Here is a 17245-nt window from a genome sequence, read left to right on the forward strand (position 1 = left end):
GCGAAGACTAGGGCGGAACGGGAGGAGGGAAAAGCCCATGCAGCCAGTGATGGACGTGGCGGCGCTGACCGCCTTTCTGCGGAGCGCGTTTCCGCAGGTGGGGGAAGAGTTCGTCGTCGAGGAGGTCGCGCCGATGCGGGTGCGGGTGCGGCTGGCGGTGACGGACCGGCACTTGCGGCCGGGGGGCACGGTGTCGGGACCGTCGATGTTCGCGCTGGCCGATGTGGGGATCTATCTGGCGGTGCTGGCTATGATCGGGCCGAAGGCGCTGGCCGTCACCACCAATTGTTCGATCGACTTCATGCGCAAGCCCGCCGCCGGGCGCGACCTGATCTGCGAGGCGCGGCTTTTGAAGCTGGGCCGGGTGCTGGCGGTGGGCGATGCGATGATCCGCTCTGACGGCAGCGACGAGATCGTAGCCCGGGCCAGCCTGACCTATTCGATCCCGCCGAAATAGCCCGGCTCAGCCGCGCCCGGCCAGGAACGCCGCCAGATCGCCATAGCCCGTGGGCCGCCGCTCGTAGGCAAGCCCGAGGCGCGCGGCGCAGGCCGCTGCCTGCCGGTCGAGCGCGGCATCCTCGGTCTGGGCCAGATAGACGAGGCTTCGGTAATTACCGAAGTAAAGCGGCGCGAGTTCGGGATGGCGATCAAGCCCGAGCGGGCGCCAGACGAAGGCGTCGAACTGCCGGGTCAGGAAATCGGTGAGGTAGAAGGCGTCGATTTCCCCGCTTGCGCGGGCGGCGAAAGCGGCCTGGCCTTCGAAGAAGGCATAGCAATGCGGGCCCTCCATCATTTCGACCCCAAGCTCGGAACAGGTGCGGGCCAGACCGCCGCCAGTGCCGCAATCGGCATAGGCGACAAGGATCGTGGGATAGGCGGCGCGGTGCCGCTCGACCAGCGTGCGGAGCCCGGGGGCAATGCGGTCGGGGTGGTTGTGCCAGATCGCGGGCAGGCAGGTCAGGTCCAGATGGTCCCAGCCATTCAGCCGCTTCAGTGCCAGGATCTCGTGGGCGAGCGCGCCGCAGCCGATCACCAGAACCCGTCCCATGCCGTCGGGCGGCAGGCCGGTCTCGGTCAGGCTGCGGTCGTCGGGCGCGCTCACCGCCGCCTCTGCAGCAGGCGCAGTCCCACAGCGGCGGCCAGCGCCAGCGGCAGAAGCCATGCGACCCCGCTGGCGGGCAGAAGCGCGGCCAGCCATACGGTCAGGCCAGCGGCCCCGATCACAGCAGTCAGAAGCAGGGCAAGACGACGGACAGGCATGACGTCTCCTTTCGTTACCGATGTGGGGCAGAGCCGAGAGCTCGGCAAGGCATGTTGGGGAGTTGGCTTTAAAGATTTGGAATAATTAAATAAAGTCAGTCAGTTCTGGTCTTTTGCTCGCTCTCGTGTTACGTTGCGTTACGGCATCTTGACCGGGCCGCATCCGCTCGGGGCCGAGGTCGGAACGCCGCCATGTGTCAGTAATCGGTGCGGAGCGTCCTTCAGGGGGCATGCCCGGAGAACGGCCATGAACGCGGTGCATGGTTTCGATCTGGCGGTGTCCGATCGGGTTCTTCGCGACGATTGGCCTTGCGGCCGGCGAATGGCCCGTTCCGAAAAGCGTGGCTCCGACAAGCCTCGCCCGGACAGGGTCAGCGCAAAAGACCTGTGCCCCTGCCCAGCAGGGGCGGGGCTGCGGGGCAGATAGAGACGACAGGCAGCGGCCGACCCGGGGGAGGATCGGGCGCTGCAGCGATTGCCGGCACGGGGGCGCTCCAGGCGTTTCCGGGGGGTAGGCGCACCGGCTTTCGCGCGGCGGGCGGGTTTGGGAGAACCCGCCCGTTCGTTTCGAGACCTCCGTTCGGATCGTACACCCAGCTGAAACGGTACGGCCGGTTCGCCGGGTGCCGAGCGACGCCATCGCCCGGCGCCGATGGCGTCGCCCGGCGGTCGTACATCCCCTGCCCTGGGACCTGGGCCCGGTCTGGGGGCGGGACGGTTTCGGCGTCCTCCGGGGCCTGGCCATCTGGACCGACGCGCTGCGTGTTTCGACCGCGCGGCTCAGCCCGCCGCGGCGCTGTTGTGCTTGCGGGCGACGAAGGTCTTTGCGGTCTCGACCGCCACGGCCGCATCGCGGCAATAGGCGTCGGCGCCGATGGCGCGGCCGAATTCCTCGTTCAGCGGCGCCCCGCCCACCAGCACGATGTAATCGTCGCGGATGCCCTTTTCGGCCATCGTGTCGATGACGATCTTCATGTAGGGCATGGTGGTGGTCAGCAGCGCCGACATGCCCAGAATGTCGGGCTGTTCGGTTTCGAGAGCGACCAGATAGCGGTCGATATCGGTGTTGATGCCCAGATCGACCACCTCGAACCCGGCGCCTTCCATCATCATCGCGACGAGGTTCTTGCCGATGTCGTGGATGTCGCCCTTGACGGTGCCGATCACCATCTTGCCCATGCGCGGCGCGCCGGTTTCCGCCAGAAGCGGCTTGAGGAGCTGCATTCCGCCCTTCATGGCATTGGCCGCCAGCAGCACCTCGGGCACGAAGAGGATGCCATCGCGGAAATCATGGCCGACGACGGTCATGCCCGAGACCAGCGCCTCGGTCAGCACCCGGTAGGGCGCCCAGCCGCGCGACAGCAGGATCTCGACCCCTTCGACGACCTCGTCCCGGAGCCCGTCGTAAAGGTCGTCCTGCATCTGCGGGACCAGTTCGTCATCCGGCAGCTCCGCCAGGACGATGTCGTCGTCTTCCTCGGCCATCTCATGCTCCCAATGGGGCCCGGCGCCCTGCCGGACCCTCTTGTCCCTTCATCGGGAGTTTGCACATCCAAGGCTTACCGAATTGCGACCAGCCGGCTTCCCGAAGCGACCTGACCGCGAAAATACGGCGCTCCCGACACCGCCTGGCGCTTGTATATGTTCGCGTTATGTTCCAGTCTCGCGGCATGACACGCGCGCGGATGTCTTCGGCCGGTTCCGGCCCCAGGATCGACCCGGTGCCAGGGCCGGGGCAGGGGCCGACGCCCGGGCGCGGGGCGAGCGGCAACCCCGCGAACCGCTTCGACCGGCTGGCGGTCACGCCCGAGGATGACGGCTGGGACCCGGGCGAGGCGCCGCCGCCGCTGCGGACTGAGACGCGGGTCGAGCGGCCGCGTTCGGCGATCACCCGCAACAGCTCGCCCGATGTGCCCTTCGACCGGTCGGTGAATCCCTATCGCGGCTGCGAACATGGCTGCATCTACTGCTTTGCCCGGCCGAGCCATGCCTGGCTGGGGCTGTCGCCGGGGCTCGATTTCGAATCCCGGCTGATCGCCCGGCCCGAGGCGCCAAGGGTGCTGGCCGAAGAGCTGTCGCGCCGAGGCTACCGGCCCGCGACGCTGGCCATCGGCACCAATACCGACCCCTATCAGCCCATCGAGCGCAGCTATCGCGTGATGCGCGGGCTTCTGGAGGTGTTGCGCGATTTCCGCCATCCGGTGGCGGTGGTCACCAAGGGCGCGCTGATCGAGCGCGATCTCGACCTGCTGTCGGAACTGGCCGAGCTGGAGCTGGTGCGGGTCGGCATTTCGGTGACGACGCTCGACCGGGATCTTTCGCGCAGGTTGGAGCCGCGCGCGCCCGCGCCCGAGCGGCGGTTGCAGACCATCGAGAGCCTGGCCGCGGCGGGGGTGCCGGTAAGGGTGATGGTGGCGCCGGTGATCCCGGCGCTGACCGATCCCGAGCTCGAGGCGATTCTGGCGCGGGCGGCGGCGGCCGGGGCGGGGGCTGCCAGCTGGATCATGCTGCGCCTTCCGCGCGAGGTCGGGCCGCTTTTCTCCGACTGGCTGGCCCGGCACTGTTCCGACCGGGCGGCGCGGGTGCTGGCACGGCTGCGCGAGATGCATGGCGGCGAGATCTACAGCCCCGACTGGGGGCGCCGGATGCGGGGCGAGGGGCCCTATGCCGAGATCGTGGCGCAGCGGTTCCGGCTGGCCGTGGCCCGGCTGGGCCTGGCAACCGCGCAGCCCGAGCTTTCAACCGCGCTTTTCCGGGTGCCGCCCCGGGCGGGAGATCAGCTTTCTCTGTTCTGATCGCGGAAGAAATTCCCGTCGCAAGCGTCTGGAGGGGCATGGGGAGCCGGGCATTGCGGCAATGCCCGGGGTTTGTCTCAGCTGCGGCGACGTCGGCGCGGGGCGCGGGCCGGGCCTTCGCCGTCGCCGGTGCCGTCCGAGGCCGACGAGAACCCGCCCAGCCGGTCGGTGATTTCGTCAAGGCTGGGGCGCGGGCCGCGCGGGCGGGTTTCGAGCGCTGCACGCATCGCCTGCAGATGTTCGGGCGTGGTGCCGCAGCAGCCGCCGATGATGGTGGCGCCGCAATCGCGGGCCAGCACGGCGTAATCGGCCATCAGCTCGGGCGTGCCGTCATAATGGATATGCCCGTCCACATATTTCGGGATGCCCGCATTGCCCTTGGCGATGATCGGCCATTCGGTCCCGGCGGCGGCAAAGCCCAGCACGGTGCGCAAAAGGTCCGACGCGCCGACGCCGCAATTGGCCCCGAAAGCAAGCGGCTTGTGGGGCAGTTTCTCGACCAGCTCGGCCAGCCCCGCCGAGGTCATGCCCATCATCGTGCGCCCGGCAGTGTCGAAGCTCATCGTGCCGCACCAGGGCATGCCGGCAAGTTTGGCGGCCTCGGCGGCAGCGCGGTATTCGTCGGGAGCGCTGATCGTCTCGACCCAAAGCAGATCGACGCCTCCCTCTTTCAGCCCCTCGGCCTGCTCATGGAAGATCTCGACCGCGCGCGTATAGGAGAGCGGCCCCATCGGTTCCATGATTTCGCCGGTCGGCCCGACCGAGCCCGCCACGACAACCGGCCGTCCGGCGGCATCGGCCACCTCGCGCGCCAGCGCACCCGCCAGCCGGTTCAGCTCGTGCACCCGGTCCTGGGCCTCGTGCAGACGCAGCCGCGAGGCATTGCCGCCGAAGCTGTTGGTCAGGAAGATGTCCGACCCGGCCTCGACAGAGCCCCGGTAAAGCGCGCGGATCTTGTCGGGCTCGTCGGCATTCCAGAATTCGGGTGCCTCGCCCGAGCTCAGCCCCATGTTGAACAAGGTGGTCCCCGTCGCGCCATCGGCCATCAGCCAGTCGCGCTCGGCGAGCAAACGGGAAAGGGCGTCAGTCATCTTGGGGGTCCTCATGCATTTGAAGCGGCCCGGCTGGGCAGTCATCCCACCGGGGACCGGCGGCGGATCGAGGGTCCGGGGCGCGCGCCTGCCGGGGCAGGCGCCTCCGGGCTCAGGATTCGCTCATGATCTGTTCCTTGGCCAGAACCATCAGCTCGGCCATCTTGGCGCGCAGCGTGGGTTCGTCGACCCGGCTGCCGAGATCGGACGACACCTTGCGGTAAACGTCTTCGTCGCCCGCCTCTTCGAAATCGGCCTTAACGACCTGCTTCGCATAGTCGAGCGACGCTTCCTCGCTCAGACCCATCAGTTCGGCGGCCCAGAGGCCCAGCAGCTTGTTGCGCCGTGCCTCGGCCTTGAACTGAAGTTCGGAATCGTGGGCGAACTTGTTTTCGAAAGCAAGTTCGCGGTCGTCGAACGTGGTCATTTCTCTTCCCCCCGTCGTGGAATTCCTGCGGTGCATGCCATTTAAGGGAACTTCCTCCGTCTGCCTAGAGACACGTTGGCAGGGGCGGGGCCTCACGGCAAGACCGCGCGGCGCCTTCGGACCCTCGCAACCGCAAGGCGGCAGGCTGCCGCGACCGCGCAGCCGCCTTGCGGCAGGGCGCGGCTTGGACTACAAGCGCGTCAAATCGCGCGGGCGCACCTCTGCCACCCGCGCCAATCGCATTCGGAGTTTCCATGGCACGTCGGAAGAAGATCTACGAAGGCAAGGCGAAGATTCTCTACGAAGGACCCGAGCCGGGAACGCTGGTGCAGTATTTCAAGGACGACGCCACCGCGTTCAACGCCGAAAAGCATGACGTGATCGAGGGCAAGGGCGTGTTGAACAACCGCCTGTCCGAATTCTTCATGACCGGGCTGAACGCGATCGGGGTGCCGACGCACTTCATCAAGCGCATCAACATGCGAGAACAGCTGATCCGCCAGGTCGAGATCATCCCGCTGGAAGTGGTCGTGCGCAACATCGCTGCGGGCTCGATGTCCAAGCGGCTCGGGATCGAGGAAGGCACCCAGCTGCCGCGCCCGATCATCGAATTCTACTACAAGGATGACGGGCTGGGCGACCCGCTGGTCACCGAGGAACACATCATCGCCTTCGGCTGGGCCGGTCAGCAGGATCTGGACGACATCGTGGCGCTGGCGCTGCGGGTCAATGACTTCCTTTCGGGGATCATGGTCGCGGTCGGCATCAAGCTGGTCGATTTCAAGATCGAGATCGGCCGGATCTGGGAAGGCGATTTCATGCGCCTGGTGGTGGCCGACGAGATCAGCCCCGACAGCTGTCGGCTCTGGGATGTCAAGACCGGCCAGCATCTGGACAAGGACGTGTTCCGCCGCGATCTGGGCTCGCTGACCGATGCCTATACCGAGGTGGCCAAGCGTCTGGGGGTGCTGCCCACCAATGTCGCGCATCCCAGCAAGCCGACCCTGATCAATTGAAAGGGTAAGCGTGTTCGGCTTGTGTCATCACAGGGTTCCACCGAACATGATCCCAGACGCAGCGTGCGGGGCGCGCGGCCCCGGCGCGACTGACGGCGGGCCGCGCGCCCGCCGCGACAGACGGCCCCCAAAGACCGCGCCCGGTGCCCGCGCCGGGCGCGGGGACAGCACCAGGACAATCCAAGGAAGGACCACCCGATGAAGGCCCGCGTTCATGTCATGCTGAAGGACGGCGTGCTCGACCCGCAGGGCGAGGCCGTGCGCCACGCGCTGGGGACGCTTGGTTTCGAGGGCGTCGGCGGGGTCCGGCAGGGCAAGGTGATCGACCTCGATCTGGACGCGACCGACCGGACGGCGGCCGAGGCGCGGGTGCGCGAGATGTGCGAGAAGCTGCTCGCGAATACGGTGATCGAACGCTACGACATCGAGATCGTCTGAGCGATGCGGGCCGCGGTCCTCACCGGCTGGCGCAAGCCGCTGGAGGTCTCGAAGGTCGACGACCCGGACTGCCCCAAGGACGGGGTGGTCCTGAAGGTTTTGGCCTGCGGCATCTGCCGGTCCGACTGGCATTCCTGGACGGGCGCCGACCCGGACGTGTCGCTGCCGCTGATCCCGGGCCACGAATATTGCGGCGTGGTCGAAGAGGTCGGGCCCGGGGTGACGCGCTGGCAGGTCGGCGACAGGGTGATCGCGCCTTTCATTCTGGCCTGCGGACATTGCGCCGACTGCGCCTCGGGGCATCAGACGATCTGCGCCCATCAGGTGCTGCCGGGCTTCACCCAGGCCGGCGCCTTCGCGGAACTGATCGCGGTGCCCTTCGCCGATACCAACCTGACGCCGCTGCCCGAAACCATGGATCCGGCGCTGGCCGCCGCGCTCGGCTGCCGGGTGACGACCGCCTGGCAGGCGTTGACCGGGCGCGCCGCGCTGCGGCCGGGCGAATGGCTGGCGATCTTCGGCGGCGGCGGGGTCGGGATCTCGGCGCTGCTGCTGGGCCGGGCGCTGGGCGCGCGGGTCGCGGTCGTCGACGTCGTGCCCGACAAGCTGAACTACGCGGTCGCGCTGGGCGCCGATGCGGCGATCGACGCGCGCGCCGGGGACCCGGCCGAGGCCGTGCGCGACATTACCGGCGGCGGCGCCCATGTGGCGATCGAGGCGCTGGGCATCCCCGAGACCACCATCGGCGCCATGAAATCGCTGCGCAAGCTGGGGCGGATGGTTCAGGTCGGCATGCCGACCGGCAAGAACACCACCATGGCGCTGCCGATGGATGCGGTCTATTCCGGCCAGCTGGCCGTTTACGGCACCCGCGGCATGGCGGCCTGGAAGTATCCCTCGCTGCTGTCGCTGATCGACGGCGGGCACGTGGACCTGACGCCGCTGATCGGGCGGCGTGTGAAGCTGACCGAGGCCAGTGGCGAACTGGCCGCCTTCGATGCCCCCGCACCGCCCGGCGTTGCCGTGATCACCAATTTTCTCGCCTGAGAGCCGCCAGAGAGGAATCCGCCCATGAAAGCCGCCGTTCTCGTCTTCCCCGGGTCGAACTGCGACCGCGACCTTGCCATGGCCTTCCGCAACGTGGGCGCCGAGGTCACCATGGTCTGGCACAAGGACAGCGCGCTGCCCGAGGGCGTCGACGTGGTGGGCATTCCGGGCGGGTTTTCCTTTGGCGACTATCTGCGCTGCGGCGCCATCGCGGCGCGCTCGCCGATTACCCGCGCGGTGATCGAGCATACCGCGCGCGGCGGCTATGCGCTGGGGGTCTGCAACGGCTTTCAGGTGCTGACCGAAACCGGCGTGCTGCCGGGCGCACTGATGCGCAATGCCGGTCTCAAGTTCGTCTGCAGGCCGGTGCCGCTGACGGTCGAGACCGCCGACAGCGCCTTTACCGCGGGCTATGCCAAGGGACAGCAGATCGCCATTCCGGTCGCGCATCACGACGGAAACTATGTGGCCGATGCCGATCTGGTGGCGCGTCTGAGGGCCGAGGACCGCATCGCCTTCACCTATGCCGAACCGATCAACGGCGCGACCGCCGACATTGCCGGCATCCTGTCGGAAAACCGCCGGGTTCTGGGCCTGATGCCGCATCCCGAACGGGCGGCGGAACCCGCCCATGGCAATACCGACGGGGCGGCGCTTTTCCGCTCGCTTCTGGGCGCACTCGTCCCGGCGTGACCCCGCGCCGCTTGAGCGTTCCTTCGCGCAAGCGTAATTTGCCGGCATGTCCGGTCCCTCGCGCAGCCCCTATCGGTCCGCATATCCCCTGCGGGGGGTGTGGATCGTGCGCCTTGCGGTCTGCGTTCTGATCCTGATTGCGGTCGCGACGGTCTGGACCACAAATACATGGCTGACCGACCGTTTCACCGAAAGCACGCGCAGCCGGGCGCAGGTGCGGATGGCGCTCTATTCCGGGAACGTGGTCAGCGAGTTGCAGCGCGCCTCGGTGGTGCCGCTGCTGCTGTCCCGCGACCCCACGTTGATTCGCGCGCTCGAGAATGTCGACTTCTCGCAAAGCTCGCAGTTGCTGATTTCCTATGTCGATGAAATCGGTGCCGCCTCGCTGCAGCTTCTGGACGATACCGGGCGGGTGGTGGCCGCGACCGACCGCTCGACCATCGGCACCAATCTGCGGTCTGCCCCTTTCTATGTCGAGGCGCTCAGGTCGAACGATACCGTCTTCATCACCTCGCGGGCCGAAGCGGGGAATTTCACCTTCACCTATTCGCGCGCCATCACGGTCGACCGCAAGAAGGCGGGGGTAATCGTCGTGGGCGTCGATCTGGCGAAGTTCGAACAAAGCTGGGCGGGCATTTCGGATGCGGTGATCGTGACCGACAGCGAGGGGCAGATCATCCTCGCCACCGAACCTCGCTGGCGCGGGCGGCTGGTCAATGAGGCGCTCGACGCGCGCTCGGCGCCCTCGGCCGTGGCGCGTGCCATCCAGGCGACCGCCGACTGGGGCGCGCTGCCGCCCGATGCCTATGTGATGGGGGAGGCGGTGATGCGCAACGAGGCGCGGATACCCTTCCGCGGCTGGCGCATCATCTCGTTCACCCCCTATGTCTCGATCCGTGACAAGGTGAATGCCGTGCTCGCGCTCGAGATCATGGGCTTTGCCATGCTGCTGGCGCTGTCCTTCTACCTGCTGTCGCGCCGGGCGCAGATGAAATCGCTGGGTTATCAGCGCGAAACCGTCGAGTTGCGCGAGCTGAACGCGCGCCTTCAGCGCGAGATCGCCGAACGCGAGCGCGCCGAGAAGAACCTCGAGGTGGCCGAGCAGACCCTGGAGCAAAGCTCGAAGCTGGCTGCGCTGGGCGAGATGTCGGCCGCAATCAGCCACGAGCTGAACCAGCCGCTCGCTGCGATGAAGACCTATCTGGCGGGCGCGCGCCTGCTGTTGCAGCGCAAGCGCCCCGACGAGGCGCTGTCCTCGTTCCAGCGGATCGACGACCTGATCGAGCGGATGGGCGCCATTACCCGCCAGCTTAAAAGCTATGCCCGGAAGGGCGGCGACGCCTTCGAGCCGCTCGACATGCGGTCTTGCGTCTCTGGCGCGCTGTCGATGATGGAGCCGCAGCTCAAGCGGCGGAAGGTGACGATCACCCGGTCGCTGCCGCGCGAGCCGGTGATGGTGATGGCCGACCGCATCCGGCTGGAACAGGTGATCATCAACCTTTTGCGCAACGCGCTCGATGCGACCCGCGAAAGCCCGGTGCCGCAGATCGACCTGATCCTGTCGTCGGGCGAGACCGCGACGCTGACCGTGCGCGACAACGGTCACGGGATCGAGGACATCGACAGGCTGTTCGAACCCTTCTACACCACCAAGCAACCCGGGGACGGCGTCGGGCTGGGGCTCGCCATTTCGTCGGGGATCGTTGCCGACCTTGGCGGCCGCCTGACCGCCCGCAATGCGCGCGAAGAGGGGGCTGTCTTCGAGGTGCAGCTTCCCATATTGAACCAGGACAAAGAAGCCGCGGAGTGAGCAGCACATGCCTCAGGCCATGAAGATCGCCATCGTCGATGACGAACAGGACATGCGTCAGTCGATCAGCCAGTGGCTGGCCCTGAGCGGATTCGAAACCGCCACCTATGCCCGGGCCGAGGATGCGCTGAAAGAGATCGGGCCTGACTATCCGGGCGTCGTCGTGACCGACATCAAGATGCCGGGAATGGACGGTATCACCTTTCTGAAACGGCTGATGAGCCAGGATTCGACGCTGCCGGTCATCATGATAACCGGCCATGGCGATGTGCCGATGGCGGTCGAGGCGATGCGGATCGGCGCCTTCGACTTCATGGAAAAGCCGTTTAATCCCGACCGCATGACCGAACTGGCCAAGCGGGCCAGCCAGACCCGGCGGCTGGCGCTCGACAACCGGGCGCTGCGGCGCGAACTGGGCGACGGCACCGTGCTGGTCAAGAAGCTGATCGGGTCCTCGGCGGTGATGGAGCGGCTGCGCGAGGACATTCTCGACCTGGGTCAGGCCGACGGCCATGTGCTGATCGACGGCGAAACCGGCACCGGCAAGACGCTGGTTGCCCACGCGCTCCATGCGGTGGGGCCGCGTGCCGGGCGCAAATTCGTCCAGATCGCCTGTGCCGCCTTCGATCCCGAGGCGCTGACCGCGCGGCTTTTCGGGCCGATCGAAGATGGCTCGACCACGCTTCCGGCGGTCGAGGAAGCCCGAGGCGGAACGCTGTGCCTCGAGGATATCGAGGCGCTGTCGCCGACGCTGCAGGCCCGCCTGCTGACGTTCATCAACGAGCAGGGGAGCCCCGCCGAAACCCGGATCATCGCCGTCTCGAACCTGCAGGAGCAGGACAAGACCGTCGAGGACATGCTGCGGCCGGATCTTTTCTACCGGCTGGCGGCGATGAAGATCACCCTGCCGCCGCTTCGCAATCGCGGCGAGGATATCCTGACGCTGTTCAACCGGCTGAGCGACCAGTTCGCCGAGGAATACGGCTGCGACGCGCCCGAGGTGACCGCGCAGGAAGCCGCCCAGCTGATGCAGGCGCCCTGGCCGGGCAATGTGCGCCAGCTGATCAACATCGCCGAACGCGCGGTGCTGCAGAACCGGCGCGGCTCGGGCACCATCGCGAGCCTTCTGATGGCCGATAACGAGGCCAGCCAGCCGGTGATGACGACCGAAGGCAAGCCGCTGAAAGAATATGTTGAGGCTTTCGAGCGCATGCTGATCGACAACACGATGCGGCGGCACAAGGGCTCGATTGCGGCGGTGATGGAAGAGCTTTGCCTTCCGCGGCGCACCTTGAACGAGAAGATGGCCAAATATGGCCTCAGTCGCGCGGACTATCTTTGATCCGCAACTGCGGCGTGTGGAAAAAGGCATTGTCTTTGACCGTCTCCACCCGCTAATGTCAACTGACGGAGGACCGTGCCGCCTGTCGGCCGCTCTGGAAGATTTTGAGTTTCGCTGTTTTTTCGCGCGGCGCAGGGCCCGGAGGCCCGTTGCCCGCAAGGAACAGATCGATCTGGCCGGTTTCGGCCAACCGCATTCCGGCGCGGAAATGACGCCGGGACAACCGAATGGATGCCGCTTGACGCGGCATCGGAGACGAACCGCGATGGAGCGTGCAGAGATGACGAGGCAGGGACGCAGACGGCTCGACGCCGCCGCCCGCGCCTCGCATGCACGCCTTGACGCCCCAACAAGACACCCACCAGGCCGTTCTGCCCCCCCGGGGCCGAGCGATCTGCCGTGGTGCAAAGAGATCCAATGGCAAAGAAGATGCTCATCGACGCCACCCACGCGGAAGAAACCCGCGTTGTCGTGGTGGACGGAAACAAGGTTGACGAGTTCGATTTCGAGTCGGTCAACAAGCGCCAGCTCGCAGGCAATATCTATCTAGCGAAAGTCACCCGGGTCGAGCCGTCGCTCCAGGCGGCCTTCGTCGATTACGGCGGAAACCGTCACGGCTTCCTGGCCTTCTCGGAAATCCATCCCGATTATTACCAGATCCCGGTCGCCGACCGCGAGGCCCTGCTGGCCGAGGAGCGCGCGCTGGCCGAGGACCTCGAGGATGAGGATGGCGACGGCGACAAGCCCAAGCGTCGCGGCCGGTCGCGCCGCAAGCCGCGCTCGGGCAGCGGGGCGTCGGGCACCTCCCCGTCTTCCGTGGATCAGGCCGATGAGGGTGCGCTCGACACTGAAGACGGGGACGACGATCCCGTTGACGAAATCGAGGAGCTTTCTGCGTCCGCCGAGGATGCGGACGACGAAAGCGCGTCCGAACCCGACGCCGAAGAGGCCGAGGGGCCTTCCGATGCGGATTCCGACGACGACGCGGACAGCCCTGAGACGGATGCCGCCGAAGAGGAGGAAGGCGACGAGGAGGAGGACGACGATACCCCGCCCACCGTCATGGCGATGACGGCCCATAGCGACGACCCGGTCGAGACCCGCGAGCCGGGCGCCGGTATTCCCGGCATGGACGTGGTCGATCTGGGCGAGGACGACGAAACCGCAGGCGACCTGGCCGACGAGCCGTCTTCGGAAAGCGCGTCCGAGGGCCGCAAGTCCTCGTCGCGCCGCCGCCGTCGCGGATCGCGCAAGAAGACCGACGAGGCTGAGGATGAGGCGCCCGCCGTGCCCGCCGCCGAAGCCGACGAGGACGGCCCCGAAGAGGTGCATCACGACGACCAGATCGAGTCGGTCGCCGAAGAGGACGTCACCGAAGAGATCCGTCCGCGCAAGCCGCGCGCCCGGCGCTACAAGATCCAGGAAGTGGTCAAGGTCCGGCAGATCATGCTGGTCCAGGTCGTCAAGGAAGAGCGCGGCAACAAGGGCGCGGCGCTGACCACCTATCTGTCGCTGGCGGGCCGCTACTGCGTGCTGATGCCGAACACGGCACGGGGCGGCGGCATCAGCCGCAAGATCACCAATGTCGTCGACCGCAAGAAGCTGAAGGAAATCGCCTCGGAAATGGACGTTCCGGAAGGCGCGGGCCTGATCATCCGGACCGCAGGCGCCAAGCGCACCAAGTCCGAGGTCAAGCGCGACTATGAATACCTGCAGCGGCTTTGGGAACAGATCCGCGAACTGACGCTGAAATCCATCGCGCCCGCCCCGATCTACGAGGAAGGCGACCTGATCAAGCGCTCGATCCGCGACCTCTATAGCCGCGAGATCGACGAGGTTCTGGTGGAAGGCGAGGGGGGCTACCGTCTGGCCAAGGACTTCATGAAGATGATCATGCCGTCCCACGCCAAGAACGTGAAGCACTACACCGACCCGATGCCGCTTTTCGCGCGCTATCAGGTCGAAAGCTACCTCAGCTCGATGTTCAACCCGGTGGTGCAGCTGCGGTCTGGCGGCTACATCGTGATCGGCGTGACCGAGGCGCTGGTGGCCATCGACGTCAACTCGGGCCGGGCCACCAAGGAAGGCTCGATCGAGGAAACCGCGCTCAAGACCAACCTCGAGGCCGCCGAGGAAGTGGCCCGCCAGCTGCGTCTGCGCGACTTGGCCGGGCTGATCGTCATCGACTTCATCGACATGGAAGAGCGCAAGAACAACGCCTCGGTCGAGAAGCGCCTGAAAGACAAGCTGAAAACCGACCGCGCGCGGATTCAGGTGGGCCGTATCTCGGGCTTCGGTCTGCTTGAGATGTCGCGCCAGCGTCTGCGCCCGGGCATGATCGAGGCCACGACGCAGCCCTGTCCGCATTGCCACGGCACCGGGCTGATCCGGTCTGACGACAACCTGGCGCTGTCGATCCTGCGCCAGATCGAGGAAGAGGGCGTGCGCGGCCGGTCGCGCGAGGTGCTTCTGAAGGCGCCGATCGGCATCATCAACTTCCTGATGAACCAGAAGCGCGAACATGTCGCCCAGATCGAGGCCCGCTACGGGCTGTCGGTACGGATCGAGGCCGATCCCTTCCTGATCTCGCCCGACTTCTCCATCGAACGGTTCAAGACCGCGACCCGGTCGGTGCCCGAGGTGGTGACGCCGGTGGTGTCGCTGGACATGTCCGACATGCCCGACCCGGTCGAGGAGGAGGAAGAGGACGAGGCGCCGGTCGTCGAGACCGTCGCCCAGCCCGAAGCCGACGAAAAGAACGAGGACAAGCCGGGCAAGAAGCGCCGCCGCCGCCGCCGCCGCAAGAAACCCTCGCAGGGCGGGGACGATCAGGGCTTCGAGGCCGGTTCGGCCGAGGACGATGCCGAGGGCGAAGACGACGGCGACATCGCGGATCAGGCCGAGCCCGAACCGGAAGAGGCTGCCGATCCCGAGAACGAGTCCGCTCAGGCTGAGGAAAAGTCCGACGACAAGCCGCGCCGGACGCGGCGGAGCCGCTCGCGCGGCCGCAAGTCTGACCGGACCGAGCAAGAGACCGGGAAAGAGGCTGAGGCAGAGGCAGAGGTCACCGCACCGGTGTCGGAGGATGTGTCGGCACCGGCGCCCGAGGCGACGCCCGAGCCGTCGGTTGACCCCGAGCCGGTTGTCGAAACGTCCCTCGCGGAGGAGGAGCGCGGCACCGAGGCTGCTGCCGATCCTGCGGACGCGCCGGAGCCGGACGCCGAAGGGTCCTCGGATGCACACCCGGTCTCGGACCCCGAGCCCGAAACGCAGGCCGAAGAGCCTCAAAGCGACGAGCCCAAGCGGCGCGGTTGGTGGTCGCTCGGCCGCTGACGGGCGGCTCGAGGCACAGTCGGTCAGAACGGTATTGGCCCGGCGCCCTTCGGGGGGCCGGGCCTATCCTTTCCGGATCAGGTAAAGCGTGGCGTCTGCCTCGTCTTCGGCCGAGACCAGCACGTGCCCGGCCTCGCGGCAGAAATGCGGAATGTCGATCACCGCGACCGGGTCGTCCGCCCGAAGCCGCAGCAGACCACCGGGTGCAAGGCCGGCCAGCGCCTTGCGCGCCCGCAGCACCGGCAGCGGGCATTTCAGCCCCCGTAGGTCGATTTCGATCTCGTCCTCCATGGCGCCGCGCTTAGGCCCGATGCGCCGACATGTCCACGGCTTTGTGAGACCGTCGCCCGTGACGAATGGACCGGCTTCGGCTAGGACCGGAACGAGGTCGAGAGACCTGGACCGGGCGACGGAGGGGCCATGTTCGGAATCGAGCTGATCGACGCGGGGCTTCTGCCCGCCATGCTGGTGGCGCTGGCGGCGGGCCTGCTGAGTTTTCTCAGCCCCTGCGTGCTGCCGATCGTGCCGCCCTACCTGGCCTATATGGGCGGGATCACGATGGGCGAGCTGACCGGGGCGGGTGCGGGACGGCGGCGCGCGACAGTGGCCGCGCTTTTCTTCGTGCTGGGGCTGTCGACCGTGTTCCTGCTGCTTGGGTTCACCGCCTCGGCCTTCGGGGCGTTCTTCCTGCAGAACCAGACCCTTTTCGCCCGGGTATCGGGCGCGGTGGTGATCGTCTTCGGTCTGCATTTCCTGCATGTCTTTCGGATTCCGCTGCTGGATCGCGAGATGCGGGTCGATGCGGGCGATCGCGGCGGGTCGGCGATGGGGGCCTATCTGCTGGGGCTGGCCTTTGCCTTCGGCTGGACGCCCTGTATCGGTCCGCAGCTTGGCGCGATCCTGTCGCTTGCGGCCTCCGAGGCCAGCGTCTCGCGGGGGACCGTTCTGCTTGCGGTCTATGCGGCGGGACTTGGCATTCCCTTCCTGCTGGCCGCGCTTTTTATTCAGCGGGCGATGGGGGTGATGAACCGCCTCAAGCGCCACATGGCCCTGATCGAACGCGCCATGGGCGTGTTGCTGATTGCGGTCGGGCTGGCCCTGTTGACCGGCGCCTTCAGCGCGTTCAGCTACTGGCTGCTGGAGACCTTCCCCTCGCTTGCACGCCTCGGCTGACTTCGGTCTGCTGCTGCCTTCGGGGCCGTTGTCGAGAACGATCTCTTCGGGCAGACCGACGCGCTGCGCCAAGTCTTCGAGAAACCGCTCAGTCGCCATTTGGAGCGTCATTGGTCCGAGCGACACTGGCGACGCGCCGCAGATCGAGATATCGACGATCTGGCCGGGACAGATGCGGCTGTGATCATCGACGAAGTGCCGCGCCAGGAACCGTCGGCTATCGGCCAGCTGATCGCTCGCATTCGGCGGGCAAACGCCCCACCGGGGCCTTTCCTGATCCGCCTCATTCCATCGGCCAGCGCTGCATCGGCCGTTTCGGCACCTGAGGTGCAACGCGATCCCGGCGGGGTAGCTTTCGTCGCTTGTTCTTGGGCACTTGCAGGCCCTCGGCCGTGGAGAGGCGATCGGTGCGCTTGGTATTCGGGATGAGCCCTTCGCGGCGCAGCATGGCGGGCAGGCGCAGATAGCCGTAGCGCCGGTTTTCGTCCGCTGGCGCCTTCATCCGCGCAACCAGCGCCACGTCGGTCTTCGGCTTCGGCCAGTATTTCTGCACCGACCGGGCGAGCCCGGCGATCCGGCAGGCCCGCCGTGCGCTGAAGCCTTTCTCCGTCATCAGAAAGCCCACGGCTTTGCGCTTCGCCATGGGCCTGCGTGTTCCATCCCGGATGATCACATAGCCCCGCGCCGGTCTGCCCTGTTCATGGCAAGGTCGATCCTGCGCGAGGTTCGGGAAGGGATGGGAGCATGCTGGTCTCTCTGCACAGGCAGGCCACCACGACACCGAAGTCCGGGGAGCGATCCAGGCAAGCAGCGAACCGAC

At 66.9% G+C, this 17245-nt stretch carries 17 protein-coding genes; 10 read left to right on the forward strand and 7 right to left on the reverse strand.

Going from position 1 to position 17245, the window contains the following annotated elements; genetic code table 11:
* Positions 1-37: 37 nt before the first annotated feature.
* A complete protein-coding gene (locus DSD19_RS03165) occupies positions 38-457 on the forward strand; it encodes a PaaI family thioesterase (RefSeq protein ID WP_075785625.1) in 420 nt (139 codons plus the stop codon).
* Positions 458-463: 6 nt separating this feature from the next.
* On the opposite strand, the gene DSD19_RS03170 is transcribed toward DSD19_RS03165, so the two are convergent.
* From DSD19_RS03170 to DSD19_RS03175, 3 genes are all read right to left on the reverse strand, one after another.
* Positions 464-1048, reverse strand: a complete 585-nt coding sequence (locus DSD19_RS03170) for a DUF1638 domain-containing protein (RefSeq protein ID WP_243627704.1) — start codon at positions 1046-1048, stop codon at positions 464-466.
* Between the two features lie 50 nt (positions 1049-1098).
* Positions 1099-1260 (reverse strand): hypothetical protein, encoded by a 162-nt coding sequence (locus DSD19_RS21610; RefSeq protein WP_165828029.1) that lies wholly within the window; start codon positions 1258-1260, stop codon positions 1099-1101.
* 780 nt (positions 1261-2040) lie between these two features.
* A complete protein-coding gene (locus DSD19_RS03175; protein WP_075785626.1) occupies positions 2041-2745 on the reverse strand; it encodes a B12-binding domain-containing protein in 705 nt (234 codons plus the stop codon).
* Between the two features lie 185 nt (positions 2746-2930).
* On the opposite strand from DSD19_RS03175, the gene DSD19_RS03180 reads away from it, so the two are divergent.
* Entirely contained in the window at positions 2931-4055 is a 1125-nt protein-coding gene (locus DSD19_RS03180) for a PA0069 family radical SAM protein (RefSeq protein WP_243627646.1), read from the forward strand.
* A 77-nt stretch (positions 4056-4132) separates the two neighbouring features.
* On the opposite strand, the gene bmt is transcribed toward DSD19_RS03180, so the two are convergent.
* On the reverse strand, positions 4133-5146 hold the full coding sequence (gene bmt / locus DSD19_RS03185) for a betaine--homocysteine S-methyltransferase (RefSeq protein ID WP_113668505.1): 1014 nt from the start codon (positions 5144-5146) through the stop codon (positions 4133-4135).
* Positions 5147-5258: 112 nt separating this feature from the next.
* Positions 5259-5573, reverse strand: coding sequence for a DUF1476 domain-containing protein (locus tag DSD19_RS03190; RefSeq protein WP_075785628.1), 315 nt, complete (start codon positions 5571-5573; stop codon positions 5259-5261).
* 254 nt (positions 5574-5827) lie between these two features.
* Here DSD19_RS03190 and purC point away from each other — a divergent pair, with 254 nt between their 5' ends.
* The 7 genes from purC (at position 5828) to DSD19_RS03225 (ending at position 15252) form a co-directional block, all read left to right on the forward strand.
* Positions 5828-6589 (forward strand): phosphoribosylaminoimidazolesuccinocarboxamide synthase, encoded by a 762-nt coding sequence (gene purC, locus DSD19_RS03195; protein ID WP_113668506.1) that lies wholly within the window; start codon positions 5828-5830, stop codon positions 6587-6589.
* 198 nt (positions 6590-6787) lie between these two features.
* The gene (gene purS, locus DSD19_RS03200) at positions 6788-7027 is read left to right on the forward strand and encodes a phosphoribosylformylglycinamidine synthase subunit PurS (protein WP_075785630.1); all 240 of its coding nucleotides are present in this window, start codon (positions 6788-6790) and stop codon (positions 7025-7027) included.
* 3 nt (positions 7028-7030) lie between these two features.
* Complete coding sequence (locus DSD19_RS03205; RefSeq protein ID WP_075785631.1) at positions 7031-8074, forward strand: zinc-dependent alcohol dehydrogenase family protein; 1044 nt, start codon at positions 7031-7033, stop codon at positions 8072-8074.
* 24 nt (positions 8075-8098) lie between these two features.
* Positions 8099-8767 (forward strand): phosphoribosylformylglycinamidine synthase subunit PurQ, encoded by a 669-nt coding sequence (purQ, locus tag DSD19_RS03210; RefSeq protein WP_113668507.1) that lies wholly within the window; start codon positions 8099-8101, stop codon positions 8765-8767.
* A 46-nt stretch (positions 8768-8813) separates the two neighbouring features.
* Positions 8814-10577, forward strand: coding sequence for an ATP-binding protein (locus DSD19_RS03215; protein ID WP_075785633.1), 1764 nt, complete (start codon positions 8814-8816; stop codon positions 10575-10577).
* Positions 10578-10584: 7 nt separating this feature from the next.
* Positions 10585-11919, forward strand: coding sequence for a sigma-54 dependent transcriptional regulator (locus tag DSD19_RS03220; protein WP_113668508.1), 1335 nt, complete (start codon positions 10585-10587; stop codon positions 11917-11919).
* Positions 11920-12336: 417 nt separating this feature from the next.
* Positions 12337-15252 carry a ribonuclease E/G gene (locus DSD19_RS03225; RefSeq protein ID WP_113668509.1) on the forward strand — a complete coding sequence of 972 codons (2916 nt, stop codon included), beginning with the start codon at positions 12337-12339 and terminating at the stop codon, positions 15250-15252.
* A gap of 63 nt (positions 15253-15315) precedes the next feature.
* On the opposite strand, the gene DSD19_RS03230 is transcribed toward DSD19_RS03225, so the two are convergent.
* A complete protein-coding gene (locus tag DSD19_RS03230; protein WP_113668510.1) occupies positions 15316-15543 on the reverse strand; it encodes a sulfurtransferase TusA family protein in 228 nt (75 codons plus the stop codon).
* 129 nt (positions 15544-15672) lie between these two features.
* On the opposite strand from DSD19_RS03230, the gene DSD19_RS03235 reads away from it, so the two are divergent.
* Positions 15673-16425, forward strand: a complete 753-nt coding sequence (locus DSD19_RS03235; protein WP_113668511.1) for a cytochrome c biogenesis CcdA family protein — start codon at positions 15673-15675, stop codon at positions 16423-16425.
* A gap of 283 nt (positions 16426-16708) precedes the next feature.
* Here the strand turns inward: DSD19_RS03235 and DSD19_RS03240 are convergent.
* The coding region (locus DSD19_RS03240; protein WP_207802409.1) for an IS3 family transposase at positions 16709-17245 on the reverse strand (537 nt) is incomplete at its 5' end.

The sequence above is a fragment of the Rhodovulum sp. BSW8 genome (genome assembly GCF_003314725.1).
In the GTDB taxonomy this organism is placed as follows: domain Bacteria; phylum Pseudomonadota; class Alphaproteobacteria; order Rhodobacterales; family Rhodobacteraceae; genus Rhodovulum; species Rhodovulum visakhapatnamense.